Source organism: Klebsiella pneumoniae subsp. pneumoniae HS11286, assembly GCF_000240185.1.
GTDB classification, from domain to species: domain Bacteria; phylum Pseudomonadota; class Gammaproteobacteria; order Enterobacterales; family Enterobacteriaceae; genus Klebsiella; species Klebsiella pneumoniae.
On sequence record NC_016845.1, the window covers coordinates 4,165,194 to 4,178,416 of the forward strand.

The 13,223-nt window shown below is 59.5% G+C and carries 13 protein-coding genes and 1 other annotated feature; of the genes, 6 read left to right on the plus strand and 7 right to left on the minus strand.

Annotation, left to right across the window (positions count from 1 at the left end):
* Window positions 1-52: 52 nt before the first annotated feature.
* Window positions 53-502 (minus strand): formate hydrogenlyase regulatory protein HycA, encoded by a 450-nt coding sequence (locus tag KPHS_41350; RefSeq protein YP_005228435.1) that lies wholly within the window; start codon window positions 500-502, stop codon window positions 53-55.
* Window positions 503-711: 209 nt separating this feature from the next.
* On the opposite strand from KPHS_41350, the gene KPHS_41360 reads away from it, so the two are divergent.
* Window positions 712-1,056, plus strand: a complete 345-nt coding sequence (locus tag KPHS_41360) for a hydrogenase nickel incorporation protein (protein ID YP_005228436.1) — start codon at window positions 712-714, stop codon at window positions 1,054-1,056.
* On the opposite strand, the gene KPHS_41380 is transcribed toward KPHS_41360, so the two are convergent.
* Complete coding sequence (locus tag KPHS_41380; RefSeq protein ID YP_005228437.1) at window positions 1,042-1,200, minus strand: hypothetical protein; 159 nt, start codon at window positions 1,198-1,200, stop codon at window positions 1,042-1,044. The genes KPHS_41360 and KPHS_41380 overlap by 15 nt on opposite strands.
* Between KPHS_41380 and KPHS_41370 the strand changes: the two genes are divergently transcribed.
* The 5 genes from KPHS_41370 to KPHS_41420 all read left to right on the plus strand — a co-directional run bounded on the left by KPHS_41370 (window position 1,171) and on the right by KPHS_41420 (window position 6,632).
* Window positions 1,171-1,932 carry a hydrogenase nickel incorporation protein HypB gene (locus KPHS_41370; protein ID YP_005228438.1) on the plus strand — a complete coding sequence of 254 codons (762 nt, stop codon included), beginning with the start codon at window positions 1,171-1,173 and terminating at the stop codon, window positions 1,930-1,932. The genes KPHS_41380 and KPHS_41370 overlap by 30 nt on opposite strands.
* Window positions 1,923-2,195 (plus strand): hydrogenase isoenzymes formation protein, encoded by a 273-nt coding sequence (locus tag KPHS_41390; protein ID YP_005228439.1) that lies wholly within the window; start codon window positions 1,923-1,925, stop codon window positions 2,193-2,195. The genes KPHS_41370 and KPHS_41390 overlap by 10 nt, the downstream gene beginning before the upstream one ends.
* Window positions 2,195-3,316: a hydrogenase expression/formation protein gene (locus tag KPHS_41400; protein ID YP_005228440.1), complete on the plus strand. Its 1,122-nt coding sequence runs from the start codon at window positions 2,195-2,197 to the stop codon at window positions 3,314-3,316. Before KPHS_41390 ends, KPHS_41400 begins: the two co-directional genes overlap by 1 nt.
* Window positions 3,313-4,323 carry a hydrogenase expression/formation protein HypE gene (locus KPHS_41410; protein ID YP_005228441.1) on the plus strand — a complete coding sequence of 337 codons (1,011 nt, stop codon included), beginning with the start codon at window positions 3,313-3,315 and terminating at the stop codon, window positions 4,321-4,323. Before KPHS_41400 ends, KPHS_41410 begins: the two co-directional genes overlap by 4 nt.
* Window positions 4,324-4,574: 251 nt before the next feature.
* Complete coding sequence (locus KPHS_41420; RefSeq protein ID YP_005228442.1) at window positions 4,575-6,632, plus strand: formate hydrogen-lyase transcriptional activator; 2,058 nt, start codon at window positions 4,575-4,577, stop codon at window positions 6,630-6,632.
* 53 nt (window positions 6,633-6,685) lie between these two features.
* On the opposite strand, the gene KPHS_41430 is transcribed toward KPHS_41420, so the two are convergent.
* The 5 genes from KPHS_41430 to KPHS_41470 all read right to left on the minus strand — a co-directional run bounded on the left by KPHS_41430 (window position 6,686) and on the right by KPHS_41470 (window position 13,214).
* Window positions 6,686-8,086, minus strand: a complete 1,401-nt coding sequence (locus KPHS_41430) for a phospho-beta-glucosidase B, cryptic (protein ID YP_005228443.1) — start codon at window positions 8,084-8,086, stop codon at window positions 6,686-6,688.
* Window positions 8,087-8,136: 50 nt separating this feature from the next.
* The gene (locus tag KPHS_41440; protein YP_005228444.1) at window positions 8,137-10,329 is read right to left on the minus strand and encodes a beta-1,4 mannanase; all 2,193 of its coding nucleotides are present in this window, start codon (window positions 10,327-10,329) and stop codon (window positions 8,137-8,139) included.
* Window positions 10,330-10,341: 12 nt separating this feature from the next.
* The gene (locus KPHS_41450; RefSeq protein ID YP_005228445.1) at window positions 10,342-11,679 is read right to left on the minus strand and encodes a maltoporin; all 1,338 of its coding nucleotides are present in this window, start codon (window positions 11,677-11,679) and stop codon (window positions 10,342-10,344) included.
* 262 nt (window positions 11,680-11,941) lie between these two features.
* Entirely contained in the window at window positions 11,942-12,718 is a 777-nt protein-coding gene (locus tag KPHS_41460; RefSeq protein ID YP_005228446.1) for a PEP-dependent phosphotransferase enzyme II, read from the minus strand.
* Window positions 11,942-13,214 (minus strand) — a sequence feature (potential frameshift: common BLAST hit: gi|238896192|ref|YP_002920928.1| PEP-dependent phosphotransferase enzyme II). Its footprint overlaps the gene before it by 777 nt.
* Window positions 12,711-13,214 carry a PTS system, lactose/cellobiose family IIC component gene (locus KPHS_41470; RefSeq protein YP_005228447.1) on the minus strand — a complete coding sequence of 168 codons (504 nt, stop codon included), beginning with the start codon at window positions 13,212-13,214 and terminating at the stop codon, window positions 12,711-12,713. (Overlaps the previous feature by 504 nt.) Before KPHS_41470 ends, KPHS_41460 begins: the two co-directional genes overlap by 8 nt.
* Window positions 13,215-13,223: the final 9 nt, after the last annotated feature.

A 13,223-nucleotide genomic window follows, 5' to 3' on the forward strand; every position in this document is an offset into this window, starting at 1 on the left:
ACGAAATCAGGTTGCGCAGGTGTCATTTTCGACACGTGTCGACACCTTACGATCAGTGGGTCAGCGCCAGATGGCTTAAATCCACCGGTTGGTCTTGTTCCATGGCGTCATACAGACGGTCATAGACGGTGGCGATAATCGCCAGATAGTGCTCCAGCACCTGGTCGCGGGAGCGGTTGCTGATGCGGCCGTCCACCGTGCCATCCATTGCGAGGGTGGCCTGAGCAATCAGATACTTATCACCGCCGTTTTTGTTTTCGACGTAGTACTCGATGGTGTGGCTGTTGAAGCCTTCCGCGAGGGCGACGAACACCTGAAAATGGCCGAACAGCACGAAGCACAGCTCTTTGTCCGGCGCGCAGCTCATCGCGTGATGCAGGCGGGCCTTCGACAAGGTGATCCCCTGAACCAGCGAGTTACAGTAGATGTGCCACTGCTCCTGCTGCTGCCGGTGACGGTCGGCGATGTAATCCGCCTTTTCACTTATTTCCCAAATAGTCATATCGGTTTCTCCGTAGCATGAGATGCACCCTCTAAGCATTTTTCATGCCAGATTTTATTTAATTGATTTAACTATGTTTTTATATCGCCCTCTGCCGATACGACATGTCGATGACAGCCCCGGGGCGTCGACATCGACATTGACTGCCACGACGATTTCATTCTGGCATCGTTATTGCATAGAAGGCGCATCGCGATACGGAGGCGACTATGCACGAAATCACCCTCAGCCAGCGGGCGCTGGAAATTATTGAACAACAGGCGCAGCAGGCCGGCGCGCGGCGGGTTACCGGCGTGTGGCTCAAGGTCGGCGCATTTTCCTGCGTGGAAGCCAGCGCCCTGACCTTCTGCTTTGAGCTGGTCTGCCGCGGCACGCTGGCGGAGGGGTGCGAACTGCATATCGCCGAACAACAGGCTGAATGCTGGTGCGATCGCTGTCAGCAGTACGTCCATCTTGTCTCGCAGCACGTTCGCCGCTGCCCGCACTGCAATAACGACCAGCTGCAGATCGTGGCGGATGATGGCTTACAGATTCAGCGTTTAGAATTGGAGTAAATTATGTGTACAACATGCGGCTGTGGCGAAGGCAACCTCTATATTGAAGGAGACGAACGAAACCCGCATTCCGCGTTCCGCAGCGCCCCCTTCGCGCCCGCCCCACGCCAGACGATGACCATCACCGGTGTCAAAATCGACCACTTCACCCCCACCCGCACGCCAGAGGGCGACCTGCATTACGGCCACGGCGAAGCGGGTACCCACGCCCCGGGGCAGAGCCAGCGGCGGATGCTGGAAGTGGAGATCGACGTGCTGGATAAAAACAACCGCCTGGCGGCACGCAACCGCGCACGCTTCGCAGCAAAACAGCAGCTGGTGCTGAATCTGGTTTCCAGCCCCGGCTCCGGCAAAACCACCCTGCTCACCGAAACCCTCACCCGGCTGAAAGGACGCGCCGACTGCGCGGTGATTGAAGGCGATCAGCAAACGGTCAATGACGCCGCCCGCATTCGCGCCACCGGCACCCCGGCGATTCAGGTCAATACCGGGAAAGGCTGCCATCTCGACGCCCAGATGATCGCCGACGCCGCCCCGCGCCTGCCGCTGGCTGACCGCGGCATTCTGTTTATCGAAAACGTCGGCAACCTGGTCTGCCCGGCCAGCTTTGATCTCGGCGAGCGCCATAAGGTGGCGGTGCTGTCGGTCACCGAAGGCGAAGACAAACCGCTGAAGTATCCGCATATGTTCGCCGCCGCCAGCCTGATGCTGCTCAACAAAGTCGACCTGCTGCCGTATCTCAATTTCGACGTTGAGCGGTGCCTGGCCTGCGCCCGCGAGGTCAATCCGCATATTGAAATTATTCTTGTCTCCGCCACCAGCGGCGAAGGCATGGAGCAGTGGCTTACCTGGCTGGAGACGCAGCGATGTGCATAGGCATTCCGGGACAAATTTGCGCCATCGACGGCGTGCTGGCGAAGGTGGAAGTTTGCGGTATTCAGCGCGACGTCGACCTGACGCTGGTCGGCGCCGTTGATGAGCAGGGCCAGCCGCGGCTCGGCCAGTGGGTGCTGGTGCATGTCGGCTTCGCCATGAGCGTCATTAATGAAGCCGAAGCCCGCGACACCCTCGAGGCGCTGCAAAATATGTTTGACGTGGAGCCGGACGTCGGCGCGCTGCTGTACGGCGAGGAGCGATAATGCGTTACGTAGATGAATACCGCGCCCCCGAACAGGTGATGCAGCTGGTGGCCCATCTTCAGCAGCGTGCTCGTCTGCTGCCGCACACCGCCGCGCGACCGCTGCGCATCATGGAGGTCTGCGGCGGCCATACCCATGCCATTTTTAAATTCGGGCTCGACCAACTGTTGCCGGAGAACATCGAATTTATTCATGGTCCCGGCTGCCCGGTGTGCGTCCTGCCGATGGGGCGCATCGATGCCTGCATTGAGATTGCCAGCCGCCCGGGAGTGATCTTCTGCACCTTCGGCGACGCCATGCGCGTGCCGGGTAAAAACGGCTCGCTTCTGCAGGCGAAAGCCCGCGGCGCCGATGTCCGCATCGTTTACTCGCCGATGGACGCTCTGCGGCTGGCGCAGCAAAATCCGCAGCGCGAGGTGGTCTTTTTTGGTCTCGGTTTCGAAACCACCATGCCCGCTACCGCCCTGACCCTGCGTCAGGCGCGAGAGCGCAACGTCGATAACTTCTACTTTTTCTGCCAGCACATCACCCTGCTGCCGACCCTGCGCAGCCTGCTGGACCAGCCGGAGAACGGAATCGACGCCTTTCTCGCCCCGGGCCACGTCAGTATGGTGATCGGCACCGAGGCCTACGGCTTTATCGCCAGCGACTATCACCGTCCTTTAGTGGTCGCCGGTTTCGAACCGCTTGATCTACTGCAAGGCGCGGTGATGCTGGTTGAGCAGACAATAGCGCAGCGCAGCGATGTGGAAAATCAGTACCGTCGCGTGGTGCCGGATGAGGGCAACCCGCTGGCGCAGGCGGCGATGGCCGACGTCTTCCGCCTGGATGGCGACAGCGAATGGCGCGGCCTGGGGGTCATCAGCGACTCCGGCGTGCAGCTTACGCCAGCCTATCAGCGCTTCGATGCCGAGGCGCATTTTCGCCCGGCGCCGCAGCGCGTGTGCGACGACCCGCGCGCCCGCTGCGGCGAGGTGCTGACCGGCCGCTGTAAACCGCACCAGTGCCCGCTCTTCGCCAGCACCTGCAATCCGCAAAGCGCCTTTGGCGCGCTAATGGTCTCCTCTGAAGGGGCCTGCGCCGCCTGGTATCAATATCGCAGTCAGGAAAATGAAGTATGAAAAGCGTCCAGTTAGCCCACGGTAGCGGGGGACAGGCAATGCAGCAGCTGATCGGCGACCTGTTTATGCAGGCCTTCGCCAACCCCTGGCTGGCGGAGCAGGAGGATCAGGCGCGCCTCGATCTGGCGGCGCTCGCCGCCCAGGGGGACCGCCTCGCCTTCTCCACCGACAGCTACGTGATTGACCCGCTGTTCTTTCCCGGCGGCAATATCGGCAAGCTGGCCGTCTGCGGTACCGCCAACGATGTGGCGGTCAGCGGCGCCATCCCGCGCTATCTTTCCTGCGGCTTTATTCTCGAAGAGGGGCTGGAGATGGCCACCCTGGAAGCGGTGGTCGCCAGCATGGCCGACACCGCCCGGGCGGCAGGGATCGCCATCGTCACCGGCGACACTAAAGTGGTGCCGCGCGGCGCGGCGGATAAGCTGTTTATTAACACCGCCGGCATCGGCGCCATCCCGGCGGACGTTCACTGGGGGACGCAGCAGATTAGCGCCGGTGATGTGCTGCTGGTCAGCGGCACGCTGGGGGATCATGGCGCCACCATCCTTAACCTGCGCGAGCAGATGGGGCTGGACGGCGCGCTGTCCAGCGACTGCGCGGTGCTGACGCCGCTTATCCAGACCCTGCGCCCGCTGAGCGGAGTGAAAGCCCTGCGCGACGCCACCCGCGGCGGGGTTAACGCGGTCGCCCATGAGTTCGCCGCCGCCAGCGGCTGCGGCATCGAACTGCAGGAGGCAACGCTGCCGGTCAACGACACGGTGCGCGGCGTCTGCGAGCTGCTTGGTCTGGACGCCCTGAACTTCGCCAATGAAGGCAAGCTGGTGCTCGCCGTCGCCCGCGACGAGGCGGAAAACGTGCTGGCGCATTTGCGGTCTCACGCGTTAGGACGCGATGCGGCGATAATCGGCGAAGTGGTCGCCCGCCCGGGCGTACGTTCCGTTGGGCTGTACGGCGTGAAGCGGACGCTCGATCTTCCCCACGCCGAACCGCTGCCGAGAATTTGTTAACGACGGCGTCGGGTCCCGGATAGCGGCTGGCGCCTTATCCGGGCTACAAAACTGCGCGCACATGTAGCCCGGCTAAGCGCAGCGCGAGCCGGGAAAAAGCCAGCGTAATTATTTTGCCCAAACCAGCGGGCGCCCATGGATGGGTTAAAGCGGCAATAACCGCTTTATTAACATACTATTATTTGTACCATCATTTTCTTATGCGCCGCGTTGTCGGCGCGTTTTGGACGTAAGCAATGTCGTATACACCGATGAGCGATCTCGGCCAGCAGGGGCTGTTCGATATCACCCGGCTTTTATTACAGCAGCCCGACCTGGCCGCGCTAAGCGAAACCCTGACCCGTCTGGTGCAACAGTCCGCGCTGGCCGATGAGGCGGCCATCATCCTGTGGAACGCGGGTAATCACCGCGCGGCCAGGTACGCCTGCGATGAGGCCGGCCATCCGGTAAGCTACGAGGATGAAACCGTCCTGGCCCACGGTCCGGTGCGTCGCTTACTCTCCCGGCCGGATGCCCTGCATTGCGATCATGAAACCTTTGCCGATACCTGGCCGCAGCTTATCCGCAGCGGACTGTATCATCCGTTCGGTTACTACTCGCTGCTGCCGCTGGCGGCGGACGGGCGGATCTTCGGCGGTTGCGAATTCCTCCGCCGTGACAACCGGCCGTGGAGCGAGAAAGAGTTCCAGCGGCTGCATACCTTCGCGCAGATCGTCGCCGTCGTCACCGAACAGATTCAGAACCGGGTCAGCAATAACGTCGATTACGATCTGCTGTGCCACGAGCGCGACAACTTTCGCATCCTGGTGGCGATCACCAACGCGGTGCTCTCGCGACTGGATATCGACGAGCTGGTCAGCGAGGTGGCGAAAGAGATCCATCGCTACTTCCGGATCGACGCCATCAGCGTGGTGCTGCGCAGCGACCGCAAGGGGAAGCTCAACATCTATTCCACGCATTATCTTGACGCCAGCCACCCGGTTCACGACCAGAGCGAGGTGGATGAAGCCGGCACCCTCACCGAGCGCGTGTTCAAAAGCAAAGAGATGCTGCTGCTTAATCTGCACGAACATGACACTCTCGCGCCGTATGAGAAAATGCTCTTCGAGATGTGGGGCAATAAGATCCAGACCCTGTGCCTGCTGCCGCTGATGTCCGGCAATACCCTGCTCGGGGTGCTTAAGCTGGCGCAGTGCGACGAACAGGTCTTCACCACCACCAATCTCAAGCTGCTGCGGCAGATCGCCGAGCGGGTGTCGATCGCTATCGATAACGCCCTCGCCTACCGCGAAATTCAGCGCCTGAAAGAGCGGCTGGTGGATGAGAACCTCGCCCTCACCGAGCAGCTCAATAATGTCGAGAGCGAATTCGGGGAGATTATCGGCCGCAGCGAGGCGATGAACAATGTGCTCAAGCAGGTAGAGATGGTGGCGCAGAGCGACAGCACCGTGCTGATCCTCGGCGAAACCGGCACCGGCAAAGAGCTTATCGCCCGCGCTATCCACAACCTCAGCGGACGCAACGGTCGGCGGATGGTGAAGATGAACTGCGCGGCGATGCCCGCCGGGCTGCTGGAGAGCGATCTGTTCGGCCACGAACGCGGCGCGTTCACCGGGGCCAGCGCCCAGCGTATCGGCCGCTTCGAACTGGCGGACAAAAGCTCCCTGTTCCTCGATGAAGTGGGCGATATGCCGCTGGAACTGCAGCCCAAACTGCTGCGCGTCCTCCAGGAGCAGGAGTTCGAACGTCTGGGGAGCAATAAGCTGATTCAGACCGACGTTCGATTGATCGCCGCCACCAACCGCGATCTCAAGCAGATGGTTATCGACAGGGAATTCCGTAGCGATCTCTACTACCGGCTCAACGTGTTCCCGATCCATCTGCCGCCGCTGCGTGAACGTCCCGACGATATCCCGCTGCTGGTGAAGGCGTTTACCTTTAAAATCGCCCGCCGCATGGGGCGCAATATCGACAGCATTCCGGCGGAAACCCTGCGCACTCTGACGCGTATGGAGTGGCCGGGCAACGTGCGCGAGCTGGAAAACGTTATCGAACGGGCGGTATTGCTCACCCGCGGCAACGTACTGCAGCTCTCCCTGCCGGAGCGGGATATCGTGGAAGCCCCGCGGACGCCGGCGGTCCTGCCTGAGGAAGGTGAGGATGAATATCAGCTGATCGTCCGGGTGCTGAAGGAGAGCAACGGCGTGGTGGCCGGGCCGAAAGGCGCCGCCCAGCGGCTGGGGCTCAAGCGCACCACGCTCCTGTCACGCATGAAGCGGCTGGGTATTAATAAAGACGAACTGGTGTAACCTCGCGCGCTCCCCCTTTCCGCGCCGGTGAGAGGGAGCGCTGGCGCAGCGCGCTATTTATCGCTGGTAAAACCGTTGCTGGTCGCCAGTTCGGCAAACCACAGCGCATTGCGTTTTATCTGTCGCTCGCCGGTCTCCAGATCCAGTCGCCAGAAGCCGTAGCGCCGTTTGAAGGCATTGATCCACGACCAGTTGTCGATAAACGTCCACTGGTGCACGCCAAAGCAGTTCGCGCCGTCGGCTATCGCCCGATGCAACTGCACCAGATGCTCCTCCATCAGCTGGATGCGGAAAGTATCGTCTATCACCCCGTCCGCCCCGGGCTCGCCCTCTGATTGTCGATCCATCGCGATGCCGATTTCCGCGAGATACCACTTAATATTGCCGTAGTTATCGCGAATATTGGCGGCAATGTCATAGATCGCCTGCGGCAGGATCTCGTTGTTATCACGATAAGGATTAAAGCGGCCCTGCGGGTTCACCGCGTTTTCGAAATAGTATTCCGGGGTGAAATAATCGAGGTCATATTCGCTCTCACGCGCTTTTACCCGCCGCGGCACGTAATAGTTTACCCCAAGAAAATCGATATCCGCGCTGAGGATCAACGCCGCGTCGTCTTTGCTGGTCGTCGGCAGGCAGTCGTGGGCGGCAAGGATCTCGCACAGCGCTTTGGGGAATTCATGTTTTACCAGCGGGTCAAGGAAGCTGCGGTTAAAAAACAGGTCGGCATACCCGGCGGCTTTTTTATCCGCGTCGCTGTCGGTGAGGGTATAGCTCGGGGTCAGGTTGAGCACCACGCCGATCTCGCCCGCCAGCGCCAGTTCACGATAAGCCGTTACCGCTTTGGCGTGCGCCAGCATAATGTTAAACGCCACCTGCGCCGCCAGCCGGCCATCTTTCTTACATGGATAGTGGAAGTCGTACAGGTAGCCTCCCTCAACCGGCACAATCGGCTCGTTGAAGGTTATCCAGTATTTAACCTTATGGCCAAACAGGCTAAAGGCGGTGCGGGCAAAGCGGGCAAACAGCTCGGCTACGTGCGCCGATTCAAAGCCGCCGTACTGTTTCTGCAGCGCTTCCGGCATATCAAAGTGGTAGAGATTGATCATCGGCTCAATGCCGTTAGCGATCATCTCATCCAGATAGGCGTGATAAAAACGCACCGCGTCCGGGTCCGGCGCGCCGGTTTCCAAATCAGCGATCAGTCGTGACCACTGTATCGAGGTACGAAATGAGTTGAAGCCGGTCTGTTTCATCAGCGCTACGTCCTGCGGATACTGATGATAAGTATCACACACGGTCTGCGGCCCTACCTGCTGATAAAATCGCTCCGGCTGTTCGGCAAACCAACTGTCCCAAATGGAACGATGGCGCTTATTGGTGACCCCTTCCGTTTGCGGGCCGGACGCCGCCGCCCCCCACAGGAACCCTTGCGGAAACTGATACTGCTGCATAACCTCTCCTTCGAAAAAAGGCTGCGCCCGTCTGGCGCAGCCTGAACGTACTACTCAGCGACCACTTCGATCGATTTAATGAACATATAGCCCCAGTCGCCGGCGAAGCGGCCGAAGTCAATCTGATTGCTCCCGGCTTTAAGCGTCACCGGTATCCGCAACTGCTGGCCCTGCTCATCCGTCTGCGGGAAGGCCACCGCCTGCGGAGCGACCCCGTTGACGACAAACGAGTTCTGCTTACCGCCCCATTTGCCGTTGAAGGTTACATTGAGCAGGAACTGACCGCTCCACGGCGCCTGCACCTGCCAGCTGACCTTATCCCCCTCGTTGGCAAATGGGCCGAGGAAGCCGTCCTCACCAACTGTCAGCGCGTCTTTATCACTCTTCATCACCGTCAGCCGCCCCTCAGCCACGCCATAAACTTCGCCGTGATAACGACAAAAATCCGCTGGCGCTTTCCCCGTCGCCTCGCCCACCGTCACGGTCACGGTTTTGCTGCTTTTCAACAGCCCATCGTCCGCCGTGAACGTCAGCGCATAGGTGCCTGGCGCCGTAAACCAGGCCCGGGTTTGAGCCCGATCGGCATGGCAGAAATGCACCTGGCCATCGCCGGCGTGCTGCCAGCCCACCTTAACCTCTCGCGACGGCAGGCCATCGTCCTGCCAGTTGGCCGTAAGCTCGACGCCCTGGTCCTGCGTGGTGGTTAGGGCCGGTTCCAGCGTGACAACCGGCGGCTGATTCTCCTCGCTATGCTGCACGCTAATCACATTGGAAGGGGCCGAACGACCGCTCTCGTTTTTCGCCGTCACCCGGTAGTAATACGTGTGCCCGAGCTGAAGCTGACGATAATCGTCGCGGAACAGAACCATGGTTTCCGGATTCCATTCGTTAACGCCATCGGAGATATCCCGGCCCACCACCGTCCACGGCCCGGTCGGTGAGGCGGCGCGTTCGACATCGTAGCTGCGTCCCACCGCAGCGCCCATCCAGTTGATCGCGAAGGGCGAGGTGGTTTCGCGCAGCAAAGGCGCCTCCGGCTTCGGTAGCGGCGCCATCGTCTGCTGCCCGGCCATCTGCGCCGCGGCGGTGCGCACCAGATCGACCACCGCCTGCTCCTGGTTCGCTTCGCCTTCTTTGGCAAACCCCGGCAGGTGGTAGCTATAGTGCTCGGTCGACTCCTTATGCCAGTAGAAGCCGCCGTCGTGACGATGGCCGCGGAAGCCCCAGATAAGCCCGCCGGCGGCTTGCGCCCCGTTGACCTCGCTGTGAACAATCGACTGCATAATGGCGTTCAGTTGATCCGCCGGCAGCAGGCCAAACTCGCCGACGAGATAGACTTTTTGTCCGCCGACGGCGCGCAGATCCTGCGTCACCTGCCCGGGATGGTTATTATCGGCATTGGTGTAATAGTGATTGCTGACGATATCCACATTGGGGTCGGTCAACGCAAACGGATTAATTTTCTTATAGGTGCCATCCACCACCAGCTGATGAGGGGCCCACTTTTTAATCCACGCCGCGGTCTGATGCAGGAAATCGGCGTTGGTATCCTCCAGCTCGTTACCGGTTTCCCAGGCCATGATCGCCTTTTCATCATAATAGGCGCGGCCGGTGACGGTATTTGTCCGGGTGATGACCTGGCGGATCACATCCAGATAGGCTTTGAAGGTCTTGCTATCGGTCCGATAAAAGTCTTCCGCTTTTTCATGATAGAACGCCGCCAGCTGCTCGCGCCCGCCCCACCACCACCAGTGGTCGATAAACGGCAGGATCAGACGCAATCCCTGTTTATCCGCTTCGGCAATCATGTTGTCATACACCCGCATGGCTTTCTCATTCAGCCGCGGCATGCCGTCCGCCGTTTCCGGCGCCAGAATATGGGTCTCGCGCCCGCAGGCCTTATCAAATTCCTGCTGCACCGACAGCACGTAGACGCGCTGGGCTTTCGCCCCGGTTTGCACCATCGCCTGGATCCAGTTTTGCTGCTCCTGGGCCGTTGGCCATTTAAAGTATTGCCCCCAGCCGCGCGGGTCTGCCCTGCAGGGGCCGCGGGCGTCGTCTTCAATGCGGTGCAGCTCCGGCGCGTGGATCCCGGCGAAACGAAACACCTTGTCGCCGTCCTTGAGGGTGGCGCCGTCGCGAGTGATAAAGTGCGTAAAGTGCGAGCGCTCGGCGGCCAGCGCCCCGCCGGCCGCCAGCGCGGACAGCAGCCCCATCAGCAGCAGGTTTTTCATCGGCTTCATCGTTCTCTCTCCTTAGAACCAGACCTCGGCCTGTACGCCGAAGTTAACGGTGTCGGTAGAGCCACTGCGGGAATACCCGCCGGCGGTGATGGTATTGGTATCCCAGTTGTAGTTACCGTCTAATGCATCGGAGACACCTTTATCCCACTTCGCGTAGGTGACGAAGAAGCGCAGCTGCGGACGCGCCCAGAAACCGGAGTCAAAGGTCAGCGTTGGCGCAACGGTGACTTTGGTCAGGCCGCCTTTGCCTTTGCCGTTTACTCCTTTGTAGTTTTTGTCATCCAGGTATTCGTAGCCCAGCTCGTACTGCATGGCAAAGTTGCGGGTGATCTGATGATAAGGGCGGATACCAGCGACCCACATCGAGCGTCCCCAGCCATTTTCATCTTCTGTCCACCAGCGGTAGTTTTTATCTTTCTGCCAGAAAGCGAAGGTCGAGATCTCCAGGTCGCCCATCGAGGCCACGCTATCCAGCACCACTCGCCAGGACTGGGTGTTTTCCAGGTTGGCCCAGCCCCAGCCGTTTTTACCCAGCGAGTCACCCGCCGCCAGCCCTTTCCCGTACTGCAATGCGAGGCGGGAGTATCCTCCGGTCAGACCATAGAAGCCGTCAAAGTTATAAATACCGGTCACGCCATAGCCCTTCTCGGCGGAAGTTGGATGGTTTTCGTTACGGTTCATGTGGTGGCCGATCAGCTCCAGATCGAAGCCTGTCCCCGCGATCTTTTTCAGCCACAGGTTGAGAGAATAGTCATCCGGGTAGCCCTGATCTCCCTTATCCACCGGGTAGGCTTTGGTTTCATCGGTGGGTGAAAAGGCGTACACCCCGGCGTCGAAGCGGGCGAAGCCGAGATCCATGTTGTCGAAGCCGCCGCCGGTGCCGTTGTACTGAATGTACTCCCAGTCGAACTGATGGCTGGAGGTGTTGGAGCTGCTGTAGCGCTTACCGGCCCAGAAGGTCATCTCCGGCGCAAAATCCAGATTGCTCAGCTCGGCGAACCCTTCACGAAACTGTACGTCATGGCCATCGTCATCCTGACAGTTCCAGTCGGAGGTGCATTTCGACTGGTGAGTGAGGTTGGCCTGCACTTTCGCCACCACGCCGCTGTCCGCCGTCAGCGTCACGGTGGGGATCAGTTCGATCTTGGTGTCTTCTTCGTTGCCCAGTCGCCACTTACCGTCCGGCATCAGGCCGACGGAGTCCGCGCGGTTGCCATCGGAGTTCGCCAGGATCCCGGAGCGGATATAGCCATGCAGCGCAAAATCATACTTCGGATCGGCGCAGGCCGGGCTGCTGGCCCCTGCCAGCGAGAGGAGAGCCAGAGGTATTGAGTGTTTCAGCTTTATCATTATTTTTTTCCCACGTTATGTTTGTTAACACGAACCGATAACGGAGGGGAAATTTACGGATCAAAAACGGAAATGTACATCCACTTACGGAAAGCGCTTTCCATAATTGCCTATCTGGTTCACAAAATTAGCTCTGCGGCGAATATATTCGTGAGACTGATCACATAAAATGACAAGAATGCCGCCGGGCGCTGGCAGTGGAGCGGAAGGAGGAGGAGATGAGCAGGTGCCGCCGGGGGATAAGCCGCCGACGGCGAGAGGATCAGCGTTCGGTTTCCGCGAGCTGACGTTCGTACACTTTGAAGAAGGGGCGATAGAGCATCCAGGCGTTAAACATCGCGAACAGGCTCATGCACAAATTTTTCCAGCTGCCGTTCGCCGACCATGCCGCCCCCAGCGGGGAAGGCATCGACCATGGCAGCATCGCCACCGCGCGGTCGAGGATACCCAGCTGAGTTAAATACCATGCGATACAGGCATTTATCAGCGGAACAAAGAGAAACGGCAGTAAAAAAACCGGGTTCATGATCACCGGAAAACCAAACAGTATCGGCTCGTTGATATTAAACAGCGACGGCAGCAGGCCAATCTTGGCCACGCTTTTCAGCTGCCGCGAGCGGCTGCGCATCGCCATCAGCACCAGAGGCAAAGTGGAGCCAATACCGCCGATCAGCAGGTAAAAATCCCAGAACCCCTGCAGATAAATATGCGGCAGCGTTGGCGAACCCGCCGCCAGCGCCTGCTGATTTTCAAACAGATAGGTCATCCAGAAGGGGTTCATGATCCCGGTGATGATCAGCGCGCCGTGGATACCGATAAACCAGAGTAAGTTACAGATAAATAAAGAGATAAGTACCGCCATCAGCGTGTCGGACGCCAGCACCAGCGGCCGCACCGCTTCGCTGATCAACTCCGGTACGATGCGTCCGGTGGTCTGCAGCAGTATGGCATTCATCACGCTTATCGACAGCATCACCACCAGCAGCGGGATCAGCAGTTGAAAGCCATTGCGGGTCATCAGCGGCACTTCATCAGGCAAGCGAATACACCAGCCTTTTTTGTAAAAAAAAGCGAATTATCTCAATGGAATAGGTGCTGGATATCAGGGCGGTAAATATCCCCATACCGCCGAGATAAACATTGCTCACCGCAGTCTCGCGAAAGCCGATAAACAGCAGAAAAGCCAGACACCCGGTTAAACCGCAGAGCCGTTCCGGCAGACGGTACTGCTTGGCGAGACTGGCGCTGGCGCCGAAGGCAACAATCAGCGCCACCAGGCCAATGGTTAGCTGAAAGGTCGGCAGCAGGATAGGCCGCAGCAGCAAATAGACCTGGCCGAAACGCGAGGCGCCGTCGATGGAAACGGGCGGAAACAAAATGGGAACTAACAGGCTGCCAACAATCACAAAGGGCATAGCCAGCGCAAAGCTATCGCGCATCGCCGTAATGTGGTTGTTGCGCGTCAGAACGTTCGCCAGCGGCGCCAGCCGCTGCTCGATGATGTCCACGGCCACATTCATTAACTGAATGTTCATACTCCTACC